The following is a 23,346-nucleotide window of genomic DNA, read 5'->3' on the forward strand; positions in this document are numbered from 1 at the left end:
TCTCCTCGTATTGCTTAACCAATCAGGACGGCCGGCCCGCGGCGACGGCGACGCCGTCGTCGCGCGAGTAATCGATGCCGACGAAGCTGCCGCCCTGGTAACGCTGACCCAATGCATCGAGCGGGTTCGGCTGCGCCAGGATTGCCTCGGCGTAGACCTCGGCGTCCTGCGTCGGCCGATAACCCAAACGCTCGGCACCGCTGTTGTCCCACCAGCTACGCTGGTTGGCTGACACACCCCACACGGTGATGAATCCGACGTCCTCTGCTTCGACACAGCGGTCGAGGAAATGCAGCAGGTCGTCATGACCGAACCAGGTGCTCAGGTGCCGCTGCTCGGTCGGCCGCTCGAGGCAACTACCAATGCGCACGCAAATACTCTCGATGCCGTGCTTGTCCCAATACATGCGCGCAAGCGCTTCGCCCCACACCTTGCTCAGACCGTAGAAACCGTCCGGGCGCAGTGCGCAATCGAGACTGAGATGTTCGGTGACCGGATACATGCCGATCGCGTGATTCGAGCTGGCAAACACCACACGGCGAACGCCCTGCCGGCGCGCGCCTTCGTACACTTCGACCAGCGCGCGCAGGTTGTTGTCGATGATTTCCGGGAGCGGGCGCTCCACGCTCGTGCCGGCGAAATGAATCAGCATATCGACGCCGGCCAGCAAGCGATCGACGACGGCGGGATCGCGCAGGTCGCCATGCATGACGTCCTCACCTTCCACCAATGGCACCAGAGCCTTTGAACCCGCGGCCGACCGCAAGGGGATCCCGCGTGCGATCAATGCCGCGCGCACTACGGAGCCGAGTTGGCCACCGGCCCCACTCAGGGCAATTTTCTTCATAAGATTCCTTTACAGCGCTGCGCGCGATTGAGCCGGAGGACGGCAAGCAGAGGAGCCGCGACGGCATGGGACCGGATTGATCCCTTGGTTGTACGATAACGTACTATTTACAATCTGCGGATGGATTTCAACCAGGCATTTACCCCTAGTAATTCTCGATAAATGGTAAATTATTGTTAGCAATCAAAGACGTGTTGCCGCCTCTATTTATATGACGTCATATAACACTTCGCGTGAATTGACGCGAACTCATACGCCACCTGAACAAGATGCCCGGTAGGTTGAATGACACCGGTGCTCGAGCGCGCGCCGGCCGACGCGCGTAGACTTGGCGCGTATTCGCGCGATCGAACCGCGGCGAGCCCGCAGCGACGCCGTCCCTTTATCACGATCTATCTTCAGCTCCGCCGCTTCCCATGCCAGATACCAGCCGTTCCGTGCTTTGCGTCGCTGTGCCGGCCGAATCCGGCGTAGGCCGCCTTTACGATGCCCCGGACCTCGCGGATGCGTACGCCGTCCGCTTGCCGGACGGCACCATTGACGACCCGGAATTACTCGCGCGTTTTCTGTTTGCGCACCAGCCGCGATGGGTGGCGAAACTCCTGAGCCTGCGCGATGCGCTAGTCGCCCATTTCGGAATCAAGACGGCAAAGGAGCTGCGCGCGGCTGGTTCGTCCAGCACGAGAGAACGCGTCGACATCTTCAGAATCTACACGCGCAGCGCGCGCGAGATCATCCTCGGCGAGAACGACAGCCATCTCGACTTCAGGCTTTCGCTGTTGCAGCAAACGCGCGATACGCACGAGGGCGGCACGCGCTATCTGATCCTGTCTACCGTCGTGCATTGCCACAACGGGCTCGGTCGTTTCTATATCCTCGCCATCGCCCCGTTCCACCGCCTGGTGGTTCGCTCATCGTTGCGCCGGGCGGCGCGCATCGGCTGGCCGACGGCCTGAGCGGCGTCTTATTCCTGCGGCTCCTGCTGCTCCTGAAGCTCGATCGCCTGCTTCACGCGCATCAATTCGACCGCATGGGCTTTCTGATCTTTCTGTATGCGCTCGGTGGGGCCCACCACCGAAAGGCCGTACAACTCTCCACCTATCGTCACGGCAACCGCGATCGCCGACAACTCCGGCGCGCTCTCGCCGAGATTGGCGCACCAGCCTAGCGCCTTTGCTGCCGCCGCTTGCGCGACAAGCCCAGGCAGATCGGCAACGGTCGCAGCCGTGAAACGTTCGAACGACAGTTGCGTGCCGAGTGACTGCTGCGCGGCGGCATCCAGTTCACCAAAAATCGCCTTGCCGATCGAGTTCGCATGCAACGGACGCAACTCGCCGGGCGCGCGCGTATAGCGAATCGCCTTGGTCGACTCGACCACATCGAGATACACCACGGCGGTACCGTGAATCTTGCCGAGCACCGCCGTCTCGCCGCTCGCGTCGCGCAATTCGACGAGACGCGGATGCACCATCTCGACAATCGGATCGACCGCATTGATCGCGCTTGCAAGCAACTGCAAGCGACGCGTCGGATAGTAGCCGCCCCGTTTTCTGACCTCGTACAGATAGCCGCGGCTCACCAGCGTGCGGGCGAGCGCGAGGCAACTCGACACCGGCACGTTCAGCAAACGCGCGAGTTCGGTGAGCGGCAGCGGCCGTTGTTCGGCGGCGAACAGTTCGAACAGGTCTAAGGTGCGGGCAACGAGTTTGACATCCATGGCGGCGAGGTGAAATGCTCAGTACGACTTCGGCAGGCCCAGCACTTTCTCCGCGATGAAACACATGATCATCTGCGGGCTCACGGGCGCGAGCCTCGGAATCATACACTCCCGCAGATAACGTTCGACGTGATATTCCTTCGCATAGCCCATCCCGCCAAGCGTGGCGATCGCCGTCTGGCATGACTGGAAGGCGGCTTCCGCGGCGAGGTACTTGGCTGCGTTGGCTTCGGCGCCGCAGGGCTGGCCGGCGTCGTAGAGCGAGGCGGCTTTGAACACCATCAGGTTGGCCGCTTCGAGTTGCATCCAGGCTTGAGCCAGTGGATGTTGAATGGCCTGGTTCTGGCCGATCGGCCGGCCAAACACTACACGTTCCTTCGCGTACTGCGTCGCGCGCCTCAAAGCCGCCTGGCCGAGACCGATGGCTTCGGCGGCAATCAGGATGCGCTCGGGGTTCAGCCCGTGCAGCAGATAGCGGAAACCCGCACCTTCGTCGCCGATACGGTCCTGCACCGGCACGCGCAGGTTGTCGATGAACAGCATGTTCGAATCGACCGCCTTGCGGCCCATCTTCTCGATCTCGCGCACCTCCACGTGCTCACGGTCGAGGTCGGTATAGAACAGTGTAAGGCCGTCGGTCGGTTTGGCGGCCTGCTCGAGCGGCGTGGTCCGCGCGATGATCAGCATCTTGCTTGCAACCTGCGCCGTGGAGATCCAGATCTTGCGGCCGGTCAGCACATAGTGGTCGCCGTCGCGCACGGCCTGGGTTTTCAGATGCGTGGTATCGAGCCCGGCGTCCGGTTCGGTTACCGCAAAGCAGGCTTTGTCCCGGCCCTCGATCAGCGGCGGCAAAAAACGGCGCTTCTGTTCGTCGCTGCCGAATACCTGCACCGGGTTCAGCCCGAAGATATTCATATGCACCGCCGAGGCCCCCGACAAGCCTGCGCCCGAGCCGCTGATCGTGCGCATCATCAGCGCGGCCTCGGTCATGCCGAGACCGGAGCCGCCATATTCCGGCGACATCGCAATCCCCAGCCAGCCGGCATCGGCCAGCGTGCGATGAAAGTCGTGCGGGAAGCCGCCGTCGCGATCACGGGCGAGCCAGTACTCGTCGTCGTATTTTTCGCAGATCTTTTCGATCGCGGCCTGGATCGATTGCTGGTCTTCGGTGAGATCGAAATTCATATCTACGTCCTGGGTCGTTACTGCTGGATCAATACTGTTTAGTACCTGCGCCTCGCCAACCATCTGCGAGACGCGCTCAAAGCCCATTCAAAGCGGAAACACGCCAACCAGCACCGCGGTCAACACCATGATGATGGTGGCGGCGAACAGAAAGGGAATCGTGAATTTCTGGTGCTCGGCGAGTTCGACGCCGGTCAGGCCGACGATCAGAAACGTCGCGGGCGTCAACGGGCTAACCGGAAAACCGGTCGTCATCTGGCCAAGCAAGGCGGCCTGCGCCATCTGCACCGGCGGCACACCGAGTATCTTTGCGCTCTCGGCCAGTACCGGCAGAATGCCGAAGTAGAACGAATCGGGATCGAACAACAGGCTCAACGGCATCGAGACGAGCCCGAGCACGAACGGCATATGGCGCGCATGGTCGACCGGCACGTGCTGCACCACGACCTGCGCCATCGCCGTGAGCATGCCGGTGCCGGACATGATGCCGGTGAACGCGCCCGCCGCGAGCAGAACGCTCGCCATCATCAACGCGGCTTTGGCGTGCGCGTCGATACGCTCGCGCTGCTGCCTGACGTCCGGATAGTTGACGATCAACGCGGCAACCGTGCCCAGCATGAACATCACCATCGGGTCGACAATGCCCGACACCAGCGTGACCAGCACGATCAGCGTCAACGCAAGGTTGATCCAGAAGCGGCCGGGGCGGCGCAGCGCCAGTTCCTCAGGCGTGAGTTCGCGAGGCGTTACCGAAACCGTTGCCGCACTCGCACGATCGAGACCGAGGCGTTTTTCTTCGCGTTTGCCGAGCACATATGCAGTGCCGAACACGAAAATCAGGCCGACGATCTGCACCGGAATCATCGGATAGAAAATCACCGTGCCGGGAATATGCAAGGCGGCCGAGGCGCGCAGCATCGGCCCGACCCACGGCAGAAAATTGACACCCGCCGCCATCGATGCCACACACGCAAGAATCCGCTTGTCGATGCCGAGGCGTGTGTACAAAGGCAGCATCGCGGGCAACGTGACAAGGAACGTCACCGCACCGGAACCATCCAGGTGAATCAGTAGCGCGAGCAACGCCGAGCCCATCACAATCCGCGTCGGATGGCAGCCGACCACGCGCAATACGCCGTTGATGATCGGATCGAGCATGCCCGCATCCGTCAGGATGCCGAAGAATAGAATCGCAAAAACGAACATACCGGCCACCGGCCCGATGTTCTGCACGCCGTGCACGATGTACTTGCCCGTCGACAGCCCAAAGCCGGCGACGAGCGCCGCCACGATCGGCACGACGATCAGTGCGACCAGCGGCGAAAGGCGCTTCGTGATGATCAGCCCGAACAACGCGACAATGGCAACCGTGCCGATCAGCGCGAGCATTGCGTGGCTCCTTGCGTGCTGTGCGTCCACTCATCGGCCCTGATGAAACAAGACGTAAAACCCGACGGCGAGCGTCGTCCTGCGCGATCAATGCACATACTGTCTCCTTGGCGGCACGCGGCCGCTCTTGGTTGTATCGACGGGGTGAATCCAGATTGAGCGAGGTGCTCCGAAAACGTCAGTCGTTCGCACCCGGCTTGCCGAAGACCTGCTCGGCGTGCTCATTGAGCGTCGGAGGCGTGCTGCGGTAACTGGCCGGCGTGCGGCTCAGCTTGATCGGCGACGCGATGCCTCTGTACGTGCCCATCTCCACGCGCATGCCGCGATGCGCCGTATGCGGATGCTCCAGCGCCGCACCCAATCCGAGCACCGGCGCGCACGGCACGCCACGGCGAATCAGCGTGTCGGCGAGCAACTCGCCTTCCCATGACGCAAAGTGTTTCTCGAGTTCCGCGCGCAATTCGCGGCGATGCGCGCTGCGCTCCTTGTTGCTGGCAAAACGCGGATCGTCCACGAGCGCCTGCGCATCGATCACGGCGCACAGTCCCGCGAACTGCGAGTTGTTGCCCACGGCCAGAAAAATATCGACGCTGCCGGTATGAAACATGTCGTACGGCGTGATGTTGGGATGCGCATTGCCACTGCGTTGCGGCTCTTTGCCCGAGTAAAACCAGTTCGGCGTATGCGGATGCAGAATCGACAGCGCACTATCGAACAAGGTCGACTCGACGAACTGACCGCGCCCGCTCGTCTCGCGTTCGCGCAGCGCCATCAGGATACCGAGCGCCGCGTTCAGTCCGGTGACCAGATCGACGATCGGCACGCCGATGCGCAACGGCGCGCCGCCCGCCTCGCCGTTCACGCTCATCAAACCGGTGAGCGCCTGGACCGCCGCGTCATAGCCCGGCAACACGCCGAGCGGGCCATCCGCGCCGAAGCCGGACACGCGGCAATGCACGAGCCGCGGAAAACGCGCCTGCAACGCGTCATAGCCAAGCCCCCAGCGTTCCAGGGTGCCGATCTTGAAGTTTTCGACGAGCACGTCGGCCGTCTCGAGCAGCGTGAGCAGTTTCCGACGGTCCGGCTCCTGCGTCAGATCGAGTGTGACGCCGAGCTTGTTGCGATTCACGCCGACGAAATACGAGGCCGTATCGCCGTCGAACGGCGGCCCCCAGGTGCGGGTTTCGTCGCCGTTAGGCGGTTCGACCTTGACGACCTCGGCGCCGTGATCGGCGAGGATTTGCGTGCAGTACGGACCACCCAGCACGCGTGACAGATCGATGATGCGGAGCCCCGCGAGCGAACCGGGTGTGAGATTGAGCAAGGCTTGTCTCCTGAGTGGCCGAAGCATATGCTCCGGCCGTTTATTCCTGCACATGAATAAAACTTTATGCTCAGAAAATATTGAAGTCAAGCAGCTTGCGAGGCAACACCGTATCGCTGCCATCGATTACAAAGGCGCCGCGCCCATTGTTGCAGCGCGGTCTATTGCCGCAGTTTCGTAACAACCACGCGAAACGCAGGCAAGCACGCAATTAGGAAAACTTGATACCTATCAATGATTTGCCGTCTCAAAATCGAAAATTCGCGTGAAACAAGGTGGTTTTTTGACGCACGTCGCGTCGCAGCAAAAAACTTCGCCTTCCCCTACTCTTGCGCCATCTGCCCAGCGCAGTGCGCACCGACAACGGTCGACGCGCGTAGTCCGCCTTCGGGCACGACGCACCTAAGCCACTTCACGCTCATGAACTCCGCAATCTCGGCATTCGATCTCGCCCGCATTCAGTTTGCGTTCACCGTTTCGTTCCACATTGTTTTTCCGGCGCTCAGCATCGGCCTCGCCAGCTTCATCGCCGTCCTTGAATGGCGCTGGTTGAAAACCGGCAAGGCGTACTACAAAGATCTTTGCCTGTTCTGGTCGAAGATCTTCGCAGTCGCCTTCGGTATGGGTGTCGTCTCCGGCGTCGTGATGAGCTATCAGTTCGGTACCAACTGGTCGGGCTTCTCCAGTTTCGCCGGGCCCATCACCGGACCGCTGCTGATGTACGAGGTGATGACCGCGTTCTTCCTCGAAGCGGGCTTCCTCGGCATCATGCTGTTCGGCTGGCAGCGCGTGAGTCCACGCGCCCACTTCGGCGCCACCTTGATGGTAGCGATCGGCACGCTGATCTCGACCTTCTGGATTCTCGCGTCCAATAGCTGGATGCAAACGCCGCAAGGCTTCGAAGTCGTGAACGGCCATGTGGTGCCGCTCGACTGGTTCAAGATCATTTTCAATCCCTCGTTCCCATACCGCCTCGCACATATGGCGCTGGCTGCGTTCATCGTCGCGGCGCTGGTGGTGGCGGCGGTGGGCGCATGGCATCTGCTGCGCGGCCGGCGCGATCCGGCCGTCAGGAAGATGTTCTCGATGGCGCTCTGGCTGCTCCTGATCCTCACGCCGATTCAGGCCTTCGTGGGCGATCAGCATGGTCTGAACACGCGCAAGTATCAGCCGGCCAAGATTGCCGCGATCGAAGGTCTGTGGGAAACCGAGAAAGGCGGTACCCCGCTGAATCTGTTCGGCATTCCTGACATGCAAGCGGAGACCACGCGTTATGCCGTGTCGATTCCGCACCTCGGCAGCCTGATCCTCACGCATAGCTGGGACGGCGAGATTCGCGGCCTGAAGGAATTCCCGCCGGAAGACCGGCCGAACTCGACGGTGGTGTTCTGGAGCTTCCGCATCATGGCCGGGCTCGGCGTGCTGATGATCCTGATGTCGGTGGCTGCATGGGTGCTGCGCCGCCGCCAACGCCTGTTCGAAGCGAAGTGGTTCCAGCGCGTGGCCGTCGTAATGGGCCCGAGCGGTTTCATCACGTTGCTGGCGGGTTGGGTCACCACGGAAGCAGGCCGTCAGCCGTGGGTGGTGTATGGCGTGATGCGCACCTCGCAGGCGGTGTCACCGCTCACCACGCAGCAGGTCGGTATCTCGCTGATGGCGTTCGTGGTGGTCTATTTCCTCGTGTTCGGCACCGGCATCTACTACATGCTCAAGCTGATGCGCGCGGGTCCGGCGCTGCCGGGACACACCCCGCACGGCGTACCGGAACACACACCGGATCAAACCGCGCGCCGCCCGCTGTCCGCCGCCGATCAGATGATCGACGCCGCCTGACTTCACTTGCCAGAAAGAGAAAGAAAATGGACGTAACCGTAGCGTGGGCCGCGATCATCGCACTGGGCCTCTTCATGTACGTGGTGCTCGACGGCTTCGATCTGGGCATCGGCATCGTCTTCCCGTTCTTCCCCGACGAGAAGGAACGCGACCTGATGATGAACACCGTCGCGCCCGTGTGGGACGGCAACGAGACCTGGCTGGTGCTGGGTGGCGCGGCGTTGTTCGCGGTGTTTCCGGTGGTCTACTCGACCGTGCTGTCCGCCCTGTATCTGCCGCTGATCTTCATGCTCGTGTGCCTGATTTTCCGCGGCGTATCGTTCGAGATTCGCGCCAAGGCCAAGCGCACGAAACATCTGTGGGACCTGGCATTCATTGGCGGATCGGCGGGCGCCACCTTCTTTCAGGGCATCGTGCTGGGTGCGTTCCTGCAAGGCATCCCGGTGATCGACGGCGGCTATGCGGGCGACGCCTTCGGCTGGCTCACGCCGTTCAGTCTGCTGACAGGCCTCGGTCTGGTGATTACCTACGCCTTGCTCGGTTGCTGCTGGCTGGTCGCGAAAACCGAAGGCGATCTGCAACGCCGCCTGCATCGCGTGGTGTGGCCGCTGACGCTCGTGCTGCTCGGGTTCATCGCGATGGTCAGCCTGTGGACACCGCTGCAAGATCCGAATATCGCGCAACGCTGGTTCCACGACAACCTGTTCTACCGTCTGCTGCCGGTGCCGTTCCTTGTCGCGGTCTGCGCGTTCTTCATGCATCGCGCGGTACGCGCGCGGCATCACAACACGCCGTTCGTGCTGGCGCTTTTGCTGGTGCTGCTCGGCTATGCCGGGCTGCTGGTGAGCTTGTGGCCGTATGCGATTCCGTCGAGCATGACCCTCTGGGAAGCCGCCGCGCCACGTTCGAGCCAGATGTTCACACTAGTCGGCGCGGCGGTCATTCTGCCGGTCATCATCGCTTATACGACGATGGGTTATTGGGTATTTCGTGGCAAGGTGCGTCATGGCGACCAACATCATTATCACTAAGGACACGGGCGCCGACACCGCCCGCAACGCCTCTCACCCGCCCGCGCGCCGGCTGCCTGGCTGGCTGTGGTTCGTCGCGCTGTGGTGCTTCGGCGTGGGCTCGGCGGTGTCGCTCGGCTTCGCGTTCAAGCTTCTGATGAATGCGACGTTATTTGCGGTCAAATGAATCATGTATTGGTGTGATCCAATCCGGTGCGCATAACCTGCGGGTTCCTGTGTAGAACGCTTCAAAATTGTGTCATTCGGCTCGTCTTCCTACCAAGCCGGAACCTATGCGCGGGAGACCTGCCTTACACAATAAGCTGGTGCATCGAACCAGCCGGCGATCATATAAATAGACTGTCAAATTATGCGGCGGGCCGCAACGCCCGCCGCGCCATCGATCGGCATATGATCGCGGGGTAACGGGCAATGACGCCAAACGAAAATAGAAGTAAAACGGGAAGAGCAGCCAGAAGCACGGCGGTGGTAGTCCACAACGCGCAGGTCCGACTCGCGGAGACATTATGAAGTTTCTTGTGGCCGACGACCATGAACTGATCCGGCAAGGCGTCAAAGGATTGTTGCGCGGTCTCGATCCCGACGCGCAATTCGACGAAGCCGATAGCTGGGAAACACTTGCCGCCGCCGCGCGGCCCGACGCCGACCACGACCTCGCGATCGTCGATCTGCACATGCCCGGCATGGGCGGCGCTTCGTCGCTGGAAATGCTGTTGAAGGCGAACCCCGCGCTGCCGGTCGTCGTCCTCTCCGCTGAAGAATCGCCCGACGAAATGCGCGCGGTGCTGGCCGCCGGCGCGCTCGGCTTCGTGCCCAAGCGGCAGCCCGCCAGCGTGATGCTCAAGGCGATCGAACTGGTTCTGTCAGGCGGGGCCTATGTGCCGATGGAAGCGCTCAGCCTGCTGGGCTCGCGCGAGACGCCCGCCCCTGTGCATGCCGACGCGGCGGCCGAACTGGCCGCTCCGGGCGCGATCCATGCCCCGGCTCAAGGCGGCGCCACACTCACCGAGCCGATCGCGCAATTCCATGCGCTGCAACCGCACCAGCAGCATTTGCTGGAGAACCTGTCGCCCAGGCAGCAGGACATCATGCGGCTCGTGCACCGCGGCTGGACCAACAAGATGATCGCGCGCGAACTGGGCGTGGCGGAAGGGACGGTCAAGGTCCACCTGTCGGTGATCTTCCGGGCGCTCGGCGTGCACAACCGGTCCATGGCGATCGCCGTGATCAACGGCTGGCTCGAAGCTGGGAAAACCCTGTAACGATGGATCGACGGATCGACGGGCGGCGCTCGGGCCGCCCTGCATGTCGCCCGTCCTTTATGCCGCCCGCCCCTTATCCAGTTCCGCCTGCTGCCACAGCATTTCCAGAGTGCGCCGCAAGCGCGCCGGCGTGACCGGTTTGTGCAGTACCGGAATCCCCTGCAAGGCCAGCGCCGCCAGTTCCGCCGACGCCATATCGCCCGTGATCAACAGCGTCACCACGCTTTCGTGCCCCGCCCGTGCGAGCACATGGCGCACGGCCGCGAGCGCTTGCGCGCCGGTCCGGTGATTGGCCAGCTGATAGTCGCATAGCACGGCATCCGGCACGAAACCGTCTTCCAGCGCGACCAGCGCGTCGACCTCGTCGCGCGCGCCACGCACGATACACCCCCAGCGCCCCAGCAGACTCGCGAGACCTTCGAGTATCGACGGTTCGTCGTCGATACATAGCACGTGCCGCCCTTGCGCCGAGGTGCCGCCCCCCACCGTCTCGTTCAGGCTCGCGACAATCCCGCCGGCGTCGCCCGGCCGCACCGGAAAACGAAACGTCGAACCACGGCCCGGCGCCGAGCGGAATTGCAACTCGCCCCCAAGCATCTCGACCAGGCGCTTCACCGTCGGCAAGCCCAAACCATGCCCCTGGCGCGCGTCGCGCTGCGGATTGGCGACCTGATAGAACTCTTCGAAGATGCGTTCGTGTTCCTCGGCCGGAATACCGACACCGGAATCGCGTACCTCGATATAGCCGCCCGAAGCCCGCCCGGCGCGGCGGTACCCCACCCAGATCGCGCCTTCGTCGGTATAGCGCACCGCGTTCGAGAGCAGATTGCTCAGGACGCGTTCGATCAACACGGGATCGTCGTGCACGACCGCCGAGGCCGGCGCGATCCGCAACGCCAGGCCCTTGGCCGCGGCTTGCGGGCGGTACTGGCTGCCGACCCGTTCGAACAGTTCGGACAGCCGGAAATGCAGACGGATCACCTGGGTCACGCCGCTTTCGAGCCTGGCGAGATCGAGCACCTGGTTGAACAACTGGTTCAACGCTTCGACGTTATAAACGATGTGCTGGGCCGTCTTCGCATGCTGCACGGGCGTCGCCGCCGTGTCGTTGAGCGAAGCCGCCAGCAGTCCGATCGCATGCAGCGGCTGGCGCAAATCGTGGCTCGCGGCCGCAAAAAATCGCGTTTTGGCAAGACTCGCCTCTTCGGCGACACGCTTTTGCGCCGCCAGCGACTCGGCCAGGTATTGCTGATCGACACGCGCCTGCACCACCTGATGGAACAGCTTGCGGTAGCTCAGCGCGTAGACGTTGATCGCGCCGAAGAAGAAGGCGAGGACGACCGCGAGAACCGTGCGGTCGAACGTATGGGTGCCGAAGTGCAGCACGATCGAGGGAAGCAGCAGAAACGGAATCGAGGTCGAAAAGTTCAGCAGATCGAAGCCGTTCGACATGAACACACCGGCGGCCAGCGTGACGAGCATCACCGTATGCAGCAGCGGCAAGTCGGTTTGCGGGCTCTGGAACGCGAACCACACCGCCAGCCCCGGCCCGCTATACAGCAACATGCCGCGCACCGCATGCAGGTTGATCCAGCCGCGCGGCGTGACCAGCTGCGGGTAGCGGCGATGACAGATCCATAACGCGAGGCCGGCGCAATTGGCCACCGCATAAAACCCGAAGCACGCCACGAACAGCCGCGGCGACGGGATGTTCGGCCAGTAGATCGCCACCAGCACCGCGATCGAGAACCAGTGGGAAAAGAAGGCGATCGGATCTTGCGCGTAAAGCACGCGCACCAGGTCTTCGTCGATTGCACGCTGGATGGGTGCGGCCCGCATCATGCGGTCTCCTCTTGGTCGGGCACGGCAGATTCGATGACGTTGGACGGAAGCTCAGCGACGCGGGCATCGTGCAGGCCCGGCGCGCGGAAGGTGCCGCATCAGGTATTGCGGTACTCGACCGCGCCGTTGCGGCCTTTCGGTGCAACCCACGGCTTTCAGAAGGCAAACAGGCAAAACCCGGCGGACGTACGAATGGTTTACCCGACAGTTTACCCATCAGCTACCACTTAATCCATATAGGCGAAGCCGTCGCCGGAAACCATACTGACGTCACTTTCAAGCGCGGTTTAACAATTCCAGCTTGCCTTCCTTGCCTGCAGTCGAGGCTCCCCGCGCTCCTGGTCTTTCCCTTTATGGAGGTTTTCATGGGCGCAGTTCCGAGCCACGCGTTCGTCCGCAATCTCGACGATGCGATCCTGCCCGACCTGTGGCGCCGCCGCACCCAGTTGTCCGGCGACGAAATGGTGTCGATGGTCGATCTGGTCAAGCGGGCGCTGCGTACCTATCACCCGCTTGAACTCCAGGCCCTCGGCGAGGACAAGGAAGAACTGGTCGCGCAGTTTATCTACGCGAAAGTACTGCGCCTCGCACCCGGCCACACGGAGACCAACGCCTGCGCAGACAGCGCGCCGTCCAACGGCTACGCACTGTGCGCGTATTTTCGCCGTTACCTGATCGACTGCCTGCGCAGCGCCGGCCATCAACGCAATGTGTCGATGGAAAACGAAGGCATGGCGCAGGAAATCGATCTGCACGCGCAAGCACTGGAAGACCCGGTCGAAAGCGTGTTGCTGCAATACGGTCTCGACGAACACGGCGTGCGGCTCGCGGCGCGCGCCTTCATCGACAGCCTCGACGAGCCGGAGCGCATCGTGCTGGCCGGCAGTCTCGGCTGGTGCTCGGAAGGCAAAGGTGGCTTGTCGGCAGTCGCAGCTCAGCATCGGGTGCCCTCATATCACTATCGCGCCGTCAAACTTGGCGTCACCATGAAAAAGACGGCCGGCGCCGCCGAATTTTCCAATACCAAGATCGGCCGCTGGTTGACCGACGCGCTCGGCATCGAAATCGACGTCGACAATCGCGCCGTGATTCTGCTCGCCCTGAACCTGCTCGCCGCCGAATCGAGCGACAGCGAAATGAATGAAGTAGCCGCCTAATAGCCTCTTCACGGACCGGCGTGGGGCGGCGGCGGGTTTCTTCTTGCTTGCGGAAATCGGGGCCGGCTCCACGCACGCGCCTCGTACGATGCGCCTTTTTTTGACATCGCGCACCGCCTGCGATAAAAAAGCCGCTGCCGCACGCCGTCTTCCTTCCGAAGTCCGGGTTCCCCTACCCGGCATCTCCTTCCTGACGAGGTGGTCCTGATGAACCGCTTATCGAGCGTCCTGACAGCCATGCAGCCGCATTACGATGTCGTGGTGGTGGGTTCGGGTTATGGCGGTGCGATCGCCGCGAGCCGTATGGCGCGCGCCGGCAGAAGCGTGTGCGTACTGGAGCGCGGGCGCGAATTCATGGCCGGCGAGTATCCGCGCACGCCAATCGAAGGCGCCGCGCAGATTCAATACAACACCGCCCTCGCGCAAATCGGCTCGCCGCTCGCGCTGCTCGAAGTCCACGTGAATGACGACGTGAATGCGGTGGTCGGCTGCGGCCTGGGCGGCACCTCGCTGATCAACGCGAACGTCGCGCTTAAGGCCGACCCGCGCCTATGGGATGACGAACGCTGGCCCGAGGCGCTGCGCGCCGACCAGGCGGGACGCGACAAAGGCTACGAACTCGCCCACGCGATGCTGCAGCCGTCGGCGGTGTCCGGCGATTTTTTGCAGTTGCCGAAACTGCAGGCGCTCAAACAGTCCGCGCAGGCGCTCGGCATGGCAGATCGCTTTTACCCGCCGGAGATCACCGTCACCTTCGAGGACCGCGTGAACGCGGCGGGCGTCGAACAGAAGGCCTGCGTCGGTTGCGGCGATTGCAACTCGGGTTGCAATTACGACGCGAAGAATTCCACGCACATGAACTATTTGCCCGATGCCGTCGCGCACGGCGCCCATATTTTCACGGGCACGGCCGTGCATTCGGTGCTGCGCGACACCGCCACGCAAAAGTGGATCGTGCGCTTTCAGGAGGTCTCGCTGGGCCGTGAGAGCTATGACGCGCCCGATCTGTTCGTGAGTGCCGATATCGTCATCGTGTCGGCCGGCACGATCGGTTCGACCGCCCTGCTGCTGCGTTCGCGCGAGGCGGGTCTGAGCGTTTCGGGCAGGCTCGGCCAGCACTTCACCGGCAACGGCGACGTCCTCGCCTTCGCGTACAACACCGAGGAAGCGATCAACGGCATCGGCTGGGGCGCGCACGAGCAAGGCGAGATTCCTGCTGTCGGACCGACCATTACCGGCATCATCGACCACCGCAATACGCCCGAGGTGAAAGACGGCTTCGTGATCGAAGAAGGCTCGCTCGCCGGGGCGGTCGGCGCCGCGATGGTCGCCCTGCTCGGCGGCGCGGCGCCGCTCGAAGGCGTCGACATTCCCGCGCCGCGCGCCGCCGGGGAACCGCTCGGCTACGATGCGCGCGTGATCGAGAGCTTCCTGCGCGGTCCCTATCACGGCGCCCTCAACCACACGCAAACCTACCTGGTGATGGCGCATGACGACGAAAGCGGCCAGATTACCGTAGGCGATAAAGGCAGGCCGCGCATCGACTGGCCGAACGCCGGCAAGCAGCCGATCTTCCAGACCGTCGAAGAAACGCTCAAGAAAGCCCAGGCACCGCTCGGCGGCAAATACCTGCGCAACCCGATCTCCACCAGCCTGCTCGATAACCGCATCGTCACCGTGCATCCGCTCGGCGGCTGCGGGATGGGTGAGGACGCAACGCGCGGTGTCGTCGACCATCAAGGCCGCGTTTTCAGCGATACCGCAGGCAATGCCGTGCACGATGGCCTGTATGTGATGGATGGCGCTGTGATGCCGATGTCGCTCGGCGTCAATCCGCTGCTGACGATTTCCGCGCTGGCGGAACGCAATTGCGCGCTGCTCGCCAAGGCGCGAGGCTGGAACATCGACTACCAGGCCAAGGGTGCGGCCGCCGCCCCGGCGCCCCAGCAGATCGGCCTGCGCTTCACCGAAACGATGATCGGCACCTATACGCCGACCGTCGTGGGCGATGCCACCGCCAGTCCGATCGAATTCACACTCACGGTCGAATCGGACAATCTGGCCGATATGCTGAGCAATCCACAGCATCTCGCCCACACCACCGGCACGCTGACTTGCCTCGCGCTCAGCGCGCAACCCATGACGATCGCCGACGGCACCTTCAACCTGTTCGTGGTCAATCAATCGGATGTAGACGAGCGCAACATGAATTACCACATGACGCTCAACGCCACCGAAGGCAAGACGCACTACCTGAGCGGACAGAAGATCATCACCCGGACCTCGCCGATCAACCTGTGGGAACAGACCAACACGCTCTACGCAGAAATCCGCGAGTCGGCGCAAGCGGATGCACCGCCGATCGGTACGGCAACGCTGATCATCACACCCGAGAATTTCCTCAAGCAGCAACGCACGCTCGAAGTCACCAACGCACCCGATCTGGAAACGCGCCTTGAATGGACCCTGAAGTTCGGCAAGTTTTTCGCGGGTGTGCTGTTCACCGAATACGGCGGCGTGGCCGCGCCCTTGCAGTTTTATGATCCGCAAGCGTCGCCGCGCCTGAAGCGCGCGCTGCGCGCACCGGTGCCGCAAGTAGTTTTTTTCGACACGCCCGACGGCACCACGCTGCGACTCACGCGCTACGCCGGGCCGTCCAATGCACCCCTGCGCCCCGTGCTGCTGATTCACGGTTCGGGCGTGTCGAGCCGGATCTTTTCCACCGATCTGACAGGCACCAATCTGGTCGAATATCTCTGTGCGGCCGGCTACGACGTGTGGCTCGTCGATCTGCGCGTCAGCATCGAAATGCCGAGCGTGCTGGTGCCGACCAATGTCGACAAGGTCGCTCGCGAGGACATTCCGGCCGCGGTCGCCAAAGTGCGCGCGTTGACCGGCCTGCCGGAGATTCAGGTGCTGGGCCACTGCATGGGCGGCATGGCGTTGACCATGTCGCTGCTAGGTGGCCTCGAGGGCGTGCGCTCGGCGGTCATCTCGCAGGTCTCGGCGCATCCGGTGCCGGGCACGCTGGAAAAGATCAAGTGCGGGCTGCATATCCCGGACATCATGGCGCATCTCGGCGTACACGATCTGACGGCCTTCACGGAACGCGGGGCATGGCCTGAAAATCTGCTCGATGAAGCGTTGCGGCTCTACCCGCTCAATCACAAGCAGGGTTGCGGCAGCCCGATCTGCCACCGGACAACCTTCCTTTACGGCCTGCTCTATGAGCATGACAAACTGAGCGAGACGCTTCACTCGAACCTGCAGGAATTATTCGGCGTGCACGACATCGAGGTATTCAGGCATCTGGCCGCCATGGTGCGAGCGGGCAAGGTTGTCGATGCGGCCGGCAAAGACGTTTACCTCACCGGAACGGACGGCATGAAAGGTCTGGAGGGCATGCGTCTGCCGATCGGCTTCATCCACGGCGAAAAGAATGAAACCTATCTGCCGGAGAGTACCGAGTTCACATTCGACCTGCTGGTCAGGCACTTCCCCGAGCAGCCATATGAGCGCCATCTGATTCCCGGCTACGGGCATATCGACTGTATCTTCGGCAAGAACTCGGCGGTGGACGTGTATCCGGTGATTGCACGGTATCTGAACGCGCATTGACGAATGCCGCAACGCGCCGCCGCTACAGGATCGGAGAATCCGGCGGCAGCGTACCCGGGTTGCACGCCGCGCGCTATTCGGGCTGCTGTTCAGGTATGGTATGTATAAGGGGGCGGGTCGCCGCGGTTGCGGCCAGCGCACCTGGCGCCGTGAGTCCATCACGCCCTTATCCACATCGAACTGCCACGCTTATCCGGATGAAAACCTTTTTTCTGACTACGTTGGCCGCCGGACTGCTGGCCAGCACCGTTGCAACAGCAAACGTACAGGCCGCCGAACTCCACGTGATGACGTCGGGCGGCTTCACCGCCGCCTATAAATTGCTCGGCCCCAAATTCGCGGCCGCAACCGGCAACACGCTCGACACGATCCTCGGACCGTCGATGGGCAAATCGCCGGAAGCCATTCCGAACCGCCTCGAGCGGGGCGAACACGCGGACGTGGTCATCATGGTCGGCTACGCGCTCGACGAGCTGATCAAGCAAGGCAAGGTGATTCCCGGATCGCGCGTCGAGCTTGCCGCTTCCCGCATTGGCATGGTCGTGCGCAACGGCGCGCCGAAACCGGATATCAGCTCGGTCGATGCGCTAAAGGAGACCTTGCTCCATGCCAGATCGATCGCCTACTCGGACAGCGCGAGCGGTGTCTATATCGAGCGCGAGCTCTTCAGCAAGCTTGGCATCGAAGCTCAGGTAAAGAGCAAGGCGAAGATGATTCCGAAAATTCCGGTCGCATCGGTGGTTGCCAATGGCGATTACGAACTGGGATTCCAGCAGGTCAGTGAGTTGCTGCCGGTGCCGGGCGCCACCTTCGTCGGAAAGATTCCGGAGTCGGTGCAATCGGTTACGCGCTTTGCTGCCGGCATCCCGGTGGGCGCCGAACATCCGAAAGAAGCAAAGGCATTGCTCGACTATCTCGCCTCACCCGCCGTACAGCCCGTGGTAACGTCAACCGGCCTGGATTCTGTCGCAACGCATTGACGAAGCGGCCTCGGGCTGGCCGGAAAACGCGTCCGGCCAGCCCGTCCACTTTGCGCGGCCAGACATAAGCAACCCTCACCATCAATAGAAGCAGGGCTGTGGCCTTCACACTTCAGGACGATTTCAAAGAAAACTATGGAACAGTTGACCTTCGGGGCTTGCGTCAAAAAAGGCTGGATCAGTTCGTGGCAAGCCGTCACACAGATGCCCTGGTTGTTCCTCGGCGTCTGCATCGTATTGGCCTGCACCTCGCTACTGACAGGACAACGCCCCGCCGTCACTGACACGATGGATGCGACGACGCGTGTCGGCCACGGCCTGCTCTCGCTGGTCTGGTTCTTTCTGCAACTGGCGGTATCCGGCACGCTGACCATCAAGGTTCATCGTTTCGTGCTGCTTGGCGAAGGCACGCAGCCGCTCGTGCCGCTCAACGGCAAGCCGCTCTTGCGCTATGCGCTGGTATGGCTCGCCATCATGCTGATCGCGCTGGCGATTACAGGATTCACCTTTTTCGCCATGCGCGCGCTGAAGATGGGGTTCCTGATCTATGTGCCGCTGCTGCTCGTTTATCTGTTCGTGCTTATCCGTCTGAGCCTGCTTTATCCGTCCATCGCGCTCGGCAGCCGGGTTGCGCTGCGGGCAGCGTGGCGGGACAGCCGTGGACACGTATGGAGCATCATCGGCGTGGGCTTCGTGACTTATGTGCCGCTCTTTGTGGTCACCGCCCTGATATTCATGCTGGTCGGCCCGAAGATGATGGCCGCGCACCAGACCCAGGGCCTCGCCGTCTTCGCGATTATTCAGGCGCTGCTCAATGCTGTTTTCGTCGTGTTCGCCGCAGCCTCGCTTTCGTGGCTGTACCGCCGCTACGCCAACGAACTGCTGACGCACGCCGAAGAGGCACCGCGCTAAATCGCGCGGCCCGCCGTGGCTCAGAACAGCTTGCCGGGATTCAGGATCCCATGCGGGTCCAAAGCGTGTTTGATCGCGGCCATTGCAGCCAATTCAGCCGGCGAGCGCGAGATCGGCAAGAACTCGCGCTTGAGCAAGCCGATCCCGTGTTCCGCCGACACCGAGCCGTGCAAGGGCCCCAGCATCTCGTAGACGAAGGCATACACCGTACCGTGATCGACACCGGGGATCGAATGGCCATCCACGGTGACGTGCAGATTCGAATCGCCGATATGGCCGAAGAAATACGACGCGTTGCCCGGCCAGCGTTGATCGAGCGCCGCGCGGCAACGGTCGACGAAAGCGCCGATCTCGCCGATCGGCAAACTCACGTCGAAGTTGATCGCATCGAGCCGCACCGGAAATTCGGCGGTGCATTCGCGAATCGCCCATAACGCGCGCGCGTCGGCCACCGATTGAGCGATCACCGCGTCGCGGATCGCTTCTGCGTCGAGCGCTTCGGTCAGCGCGGCGGAGAAGCGTTCGCCGTCGTCGCCCGCGTCGAAACTCGCGTGTTCGATCAGTGCATAAAGCGGGTGCGGGTCGGCGAACGGCGAACGCGTGCCCGTCAGTTTCACGCCGAAATCGTAGAAATCCGGCCACATGATCTCGAACGCGCCAATGTCGTTGCCAAAGCGCGTCGACAGTCGGCGCAGCAGATTCACGGCCGCGTCGTAACCGTCGAGGGCGACGAGCGCCGTGTGACGCGCCGCGCGCGGCGGATGGAGCCGCAGCACCGCGCGCGTAATCACGCCGAGCGTGCCTTCCGAACCGATGAACCAGTGTTTCAGGTCGTAGCCGGTATTGTTCTTGACCATCTTGCCGAGCGACGTCAGCACGTCGCCGTTGGCGAGCACGACTTCGAGGCCGAGCACCTGGTCGCGCGCGGTGCCTGACTGGATCACGCGATTGCCGCCCGCATTGGTCGCGAGGTTGCCGCCGATCTGGCACGAGCCGCGTGCGCCCAGATCGAGGGCAAGTTCGAAGCCGGCTTCGGCGGCGGCTTCCTGTGCGGTTTGCAAGGTGGTGCCGGCGCGCACGGTGAGCGTGGCCGAGGCGGCATCGATTTCTTCAACGCCGGTGAGCCGCTCGAGCGACAGCGCGATATCGGTCGCGCGGGCAATCGCGCCACCCGCGAGTCCGGTCATACCGCCCTGCGGCACGACGGGCTGATACGCTGCGTGGCAAATCGCCAGCGCGTGCGAGACTTCTTCGGTGCTGCGAGGCAAAAGCAGCGCGGCGGGACGCGTTGGATCGTGGCGTGTCCAGTCGGACATCGCATGTTCGCCGATCTGCTCGCCGGTGCGCACCGCGTCGGCGCCGAGCGCGGCACGTAGCGCATCGAGCGTAGCCGAAAGCGGTGCGACGCTATGGGTTGCGCTGCTCGCTGCGCCATTTGCCAAACTCTTATCTGTCATGCAGTGGTTCCTTGCATTCCTTAAACGGCCGTTTTCTTCCGATAACCCATCGAATCGTTGATCCGGCCGAGGATGTAATCGCCCGCGGCGACCGGCTGATACTTGAGGTCGGCGTCGCTCGTACCGAGTTCACGCGGATCGACCGTCGCGCCGTAAGTGGGATCATAAAACGTCGCGATCGAATAGCGCTCGCGCCCCGATGCATTGATCACACGATGCAAGGTGGAGCGGAAGCGATCGTTGGTCCAGCGCGCCAGCAGATCGCCAACGTTCACCACGAAGCTGCCCTCGATCGGCGGCGCGTCGACCCACGTGTCATTGGCGATCTCGCGCACCTGCAAGCCCCCTACCTGATCCTGCCATAGCAGGGTAATGCAGCCGTAGTCGGTATGCGGTGCAACGCCGAACTGATCCGCGTCCGATTGAGGCGGCTGCGGCGGATAGTAGACCATCTGCGTGCGCTGCATCCGCTTCGTATAGCGCGGCGTGAAGAAATGCTCGTCGACGCCGAGACTCACCGCCACCGCCCGCAGCAGATCGGCGCCGCATGCGGCCACCGCTTCGTAATAACCATAAAGCGCGGGCCGCAATTCAGGCATGAAATCCGGCCAGTTGTTCGGTCCACGCAACGCCTGACCCGCGCGCACATCGGGATCGTCCTCCGGCAATTCGAGGCCGATGCTGAAGAACTCCTTGTAGTCGGGGCGCTTCGCCTGATACATGGTGGCGTCGCCGAGCGCGTTGAAACCTCGATGCCGATGATTGACCGCCGCGCGCCGCTTCGTCTCGACAGGAAACGCAAAGAACGTGCGCGCCGCCTGGGCGGCTGCATCGATTGCCGTTTGTGGCACGCCGTGATTGACGATATAGAAGAAGCCGATCGTGGTGCACGCTTCGCGGATTTCATGTGCCACGCGGGTCAAGGCCCGCGGGTCGCCCGCGCGAACGCCGGCAAGATCGATGATCGGAATACGGGTCACGGGCATTGCGCTGCTCCCTGGAAGGCCGGTCGATTCAACTGATAAAAGAGACTTGTGAGTCGGCTTGCGAATCGCTCCACTCGCGACACGCTCGCGTGCCTCTTCGTTGCTTCTTCGTTGTATATACCGCCAAAAGCGCTCCCGCAAGTTGCTTCGCGTAGCCTCACATAAGGGCTTTTCTCTACTCGCGCGTTTATTTATTTCGCGCGAAAACTGCGGTATATACTGCCTCGAATGAATCGCGCAGAGTCTGCTGACGAACCGCTTTCGCGCGACACCATTTTGCCAACCGGAGAATCCCATGAGCATCCTTGCAGGATGGAAGTGTCGTTTGGTCATGCTGGCGTTGTGCGCGGCAAGCATCACCGCCCACGCGGACGATCAACTCGCCAAAGTGAAGAAAGCCGGCGAACTGGTGGTCGGCACCGAGATGCAGTTCGCGCCTTTCGACTTCCTTGAAAACGGCCAGCAAGCGGGCTTCAATAAGGATCTGTTCGCCGAGGTGGGCAAGGAACTGGGCGTGAAGGTGCACTTCATCGACTTGCCGTGGCCAAGCGTGCTGCCGGGTCTCGAAGCCGGCAAGTTCGATATGGTGGGCGGGCCGTTGACAGTCACCAAGGCGCGCATGGAACGCTACACGTACACGCTGCCGGTCGCGGACGCCACCGACGCGCTGCTCAAGCGCGCCAACGACACCGCGCTCAAGCAGTCGTCGGATATTGCCGGCAAGACTGTCGGCGCGGGCAAAGGCTCGGCCCAACTCGACCAGTTGAAGGCGTACGTCGCCACCTTGCCGAAGCCGCCTGAAATCCGCGAATACGTCGACAACAATCAGGCTTACGCCGACCTTGCCGCCGGCCGCATCGCGGCGGTCGCGAATTCGATGACGAATATCGCGTATGTCGCCAAACAGCGTCCCGAGGCCTTCGCCGTGGTACAGCCGCCGTTCGGCGCGAAGGTGTACTTTGCTTATTGCCTGCGCAAAGACGCGGATAGCAAGCCGCTTGCCGATGCCTTCAACGCGGCGCTCGTGAAGATGCACAACGACGGGCGCCTCGCGGCGTTGCAGAAGAAGTGGTTCGGTGTCGCGATGGACGCGCCGACCACGATGCCGTCGCCGAACTATTGACGGTTTGACGCACGGAGGGGCCGCCTATGTTCAGCACGACCGTCTTCCTCCAGGGTTTGCCGCTGCTATTGCACGCGGCACTCGCCACCATCGGCATTTCGCTGACAGGTCTGCTGATCGGCTTTTTTGTCGCGATCGGCGTATGTGCCGCGCGCCTCTCGGCGAGGCGCACCGCGCGCATGTTCGGCGGCGCTTATGTGTTTTTCTTCCGCGGCGTGCCGATGCTGGTGCAACTGCTGCTGGTGTACTACCTGCTGCCGTTCGCCGGAATCAATGTCTCGCCCATCGTTGCGGCGATCAGCGCCGTGTCGCTATGCTCCGCCTCGTACATCGCCGAGATTCTGCGCGGCGGTTTCCTCAGTATTCCGCCGGGTCATCTCGAGGCCGCGCGCATGCTCGGTCTTTCACCGTTCGATATGCTGCGGCGCATTTTGGTGCCGCAGGCGTTTCGCTTGACGCTGCCCTCGCTTGTCAATGAAATGGTGCTGCTGATCAAGGCTTCGTCCCTGATCTCGGTGGTCGGTGTGGCCGAACTGACGCGTACCGCGCAGAACATTGCGGCCAGCACCTATCGGCCGCTCGAAGCCTACGTCGCCGCCGGGCTGATTTACTTCGTGATCTGCGGCTGCCTCGCGCTCGTTGCGCACGCCGCCGAATACCGTTTGCAGCATGCGTGAACGCCC

Annotated in this window: 19 protein-coding genes; 11 read left to right on the forward strand and 8 right to left on the reverse strand. The window is 62.5% G+C overall.

Annotated elements, in window-relative coordinates:
• Positions 1-22: 22 nt before the first annotated feature.
• Positions 23-847: an NAD-dependent epimerase/dehydratase family protein gene (locus tag GH665_RS31325; RefSeq protein ID WP_153141030.1), complete on the reverse strand. Its 825-nt coding sequence runs from the start codon at positions 845-847 to the stop codon at positions 23-25.
• A gap of 416 nt (positions 848-1,263) precedes the next feature.
• Here GH665_RS31325 and GH665_RS31330 point away from each other — a divergent pair, with 416 nt between their 5' ends.
• On the forward strand, positions 1,264-1,803 hold the full coding sequence (locus GH665_RS31330; protein ID WP_153141031.1) for a DUF2867 domain-containing protein: 540 nt from the start codon (positions 1,264-1,266) through the stop codon (positions 1,801-1,803).
• A gap of 8 nt (positions 1,804-1,811) precedes the next feature.
• Here the strand turns inward: GH665_RS31330 and GH665_RS31335 are convergent, their stop codons facing one another.
• The 4 genes from GH665_RS31335 to GH665_RS31350 all read right to left on the reverse strand — a co-directional run bounded on the left by GH665_RS31335 (position 1,812) and on the right by GH665_RS31350 (position 6,462).
• Positions 1,812-2,564 carry an IclR family transcriptional regulator gene (locus tag GH665_RS31335; protein ID WP_153141032.1) on the reverse strand — a complete coding sequence of 251 codons (753 nt, stop codon included), beginning with the start codon at positions 2,562-2,564 and terminating at the stop codon, positions 1,812-1,814.
• A gap of 18 nt (positions 2,565-2,582) precedes the next feature.
• Positions 2,583-3,749, reverse strand: coding sequence for an acyl-CoA dehydrogenase family protein (locus GH665_RS31340; protein WP_106353343.1), 1,167 nt, complete (start codon positions 3,747-3,749; stop codon positions 2,583-2,585).
• Positions 3,750-3,836: 87 nt separating this feature from the next.
• The gene (locus GH665_RS31345; RefSeq protein WP_153141033.1) at positions 3,837-5,138 is read right to left on the reverse strand and encodes a CitMHS family transporter; all 1,302 of its coding nucleotides are present in this window, start codon (positions 5,136-5,138) and stop codon (positions 3,837-3,839) included.
• A gap of 178 nt (positions 5,139-5,316) precedes the next feature.
• On the reverse strand, positions 5,317-6,462 hold the full coding sequence (locus tag GH665_RS31350; RefSeq protein WP_246216426.1) for a CaiB/BaiF CoA transferase family protein: 1,146 nt from the start codon (positions 6,460-6,462) through the stop codon (positions 5,317-5,319).
• A gap of 420 nt (positions 6,463-6,882) precedes the next feature.
• Between GH665_RS31350 and GH665_RS31355 the strand changes: the two genes are divergently transcribed.
• The 4 genes from GH665_RS31355 (at position 6,883) to GH665_RS31370 (ending at position 10,588) form a co-directional block, all read left to right on the forward strand.
• On the forward strand, positions 6,883-8,295 hold the full coding sequence (locus GH665_RS31355) for a cytochrome ubiquinol oxidase subunit I (protein ID WP_153141035.1): 1,413 nt from the start codon (positions 6,883-6,885) through the stop codon (positions 8,293-8,295).
• A 26-nt stretch (positions 8,296-8,321) separates the two neighbouring features.
• The gene (gene cydB, locus GH665_RS31360) at positions 8,322-9,326 is read left to right on the forward strand and encodes a cytochrome d ubiquinol oxidase subunit II (protein WP_153141036.1); all 1,005 of its coding nucleotides are present in this window, start codon (positions 8,322-8,324) and stop codon (positions 9,324-9,326) included.
• Positions 9,301-9,492 carry a hypothetical protein gene (locus GH665_RS31365; RefSeq protein ID WP_153141037.1) on the forward strand — a complete coding sequence of 64 codons (192 nt, stop codon included), beginning with the start codon at positions 9,301-9,303 and terminating at the stop codon, positions 9,490-9,492. Before cydB ends, GH665_RS31365 begins: the two co-directional genes overlap by 26 nt.
• A gap of 340 nt (positions 9,493-9,832) precedes the next feature.
• The gene (locus GH665_RS31370) at positions 9,833-10,588 is read left to right on the forward strand and encodes a response regulator transcription factor (protein ID WP_153141038.1); all 756 of its coding nucleotides are present in this window, start codon (positions 9,833-9,835) and stop codon (positions 10,586-10,588) included.
• Positions 10,589-10,645: 57 nt separating this feature from the next.
• Here the strand turns inward: GH665_RS31370 and GH665_RS31375 are convergent, their stop codons facing one another.
• Complete coding sequence (locus GH665_RS31375) at positions 10,646-12,427, reverse strand: ATP-binding response regulator (RefSeq protein WP_153142383.1); 1,782 nt, start codon at positions 12,425-12,427, stop codon at positions 10,646-10,648.
• 368 nt (positions 12,428-12,795) lie between these two features.
• Between GH665_RS31375 and GH665_RS31380 the strand changes: the two genes are divergently transcribed.
• The 4 genes from GH665_RS31380 (at position 12,796) to GH665_RS31395 (ending at position 19,097) form a co-directional block, all read left to right on the forward strand.
• On the forward strand, positions 12,796-13,587 hold the full coding sequence (locus GH665_RS31380; RefSeq protein WP_153141039.1) for a hypothetical protein: 792 nt from the start codon (positions 12,796-12,798) through the stop codon (positions 13,585-13,587).
• 207 nt (positions 13,588-13,794) lie between these two features.
• Positions 13,795-17,205, forward strand: coding sequence for an alpha/beta fold hydrolase (locus GH665_RS31385; protein ID WP_153141040.1), 3,411 nt, complete (start codon positions 13,795-13,797; stop codon positions 17,203-17,205).
• 197 nt (positions 17,206-17,402) lie between these two features.
• Complete coding sequence (locus GH665_RS31390; RefSeq protein WP_153141041.1) at positions 17,403-18,185, forward strand: substrate-binding domain-containing protein; 783 nt, start codon at positions 17,403-17,405, stop codon at positions 18,183-18,185.
• 135 nt (positions 18,186-18,320) lie between these two features.
• A complete protein-coding gene (locus GH665_RS31395; protein ID WP_153141042.1) occupies positions 18,321-19,097 on the forward strand; it encodes a hypothetical protein in 777 nt (258 codons plus the stop codon).
• Positions 19,098-19,117: 20 nt separating this feature from the next.
• Here GH665_RS31395 and GH665_RS31400 read toward each other — a convergent pair whose 3' ends face one another.
• Together GH665_RS31400 and GH665_RS31405 are read right to left on the reverse strand one after the other, a co-directional pair.
• Positions 19,118-20,554, reverse strand: a complete 1,437-nt coding sequence (locus GH665_RS31400; protein ID WP_174771765.1) for an FAD-binding oxidoreductase — start codon at positions 20,552-20,554, stop codon at positions 19,118-19,120.
• Positions 20,555-20,574: 20 nt separating this feature from the next.
• Positions 20,575-21,540, reverse strand: coding sequence for an isopenicillin N synthase family dioxygenase (locus tag GH665_RS31405; RefSeq protein WP_153141043.1), 966 nt, complete (start codon positions 21,538-21,540; stop codon positions 20,575-20,577).
• Between the two features lie 295 nt (positions 21,541-21,835).
• On the opposite strand from GH665_RS31405, the gene GH665_RS31410 reads away from it, so the two are divergent.
• Entirely contained in the window at positions 21,836-22,663 is an 828-nt protein-coding gene (locus GH665_RS31410) for a transporter substrate-binding domain-containing protein (protein WP_153141044.1), read from the forward strand.
• 26 nt (positions 22,664-22,689) lie between these two features.
• Positions 22,690-23,340 carry an amino acid ABC transporter permease gene (locus GH665_RS31415; protein ID WP_153141045.1) on the forward strand — a complete coding sequence of 217 codons (651 nt, stop codon included), beginning with the start codon at positions 22,690-22,692 and terminating at the stop codon, positions 23,338-23,340.
• The last annotated feature ends 6 nt before the right edge of the window (positions 23,341-23,346 follow it).

Source organism: Paraburkholderia agricolaris (assembly GCF_009455635.1).
GTDB classification, from domain to species: Bacteria; Pseudomonadota; Gammaproteobacteria; order Burkholderiales; family Burkholderiaceae; genus Paraburkholderia; species Paraburkholderia agricolaris.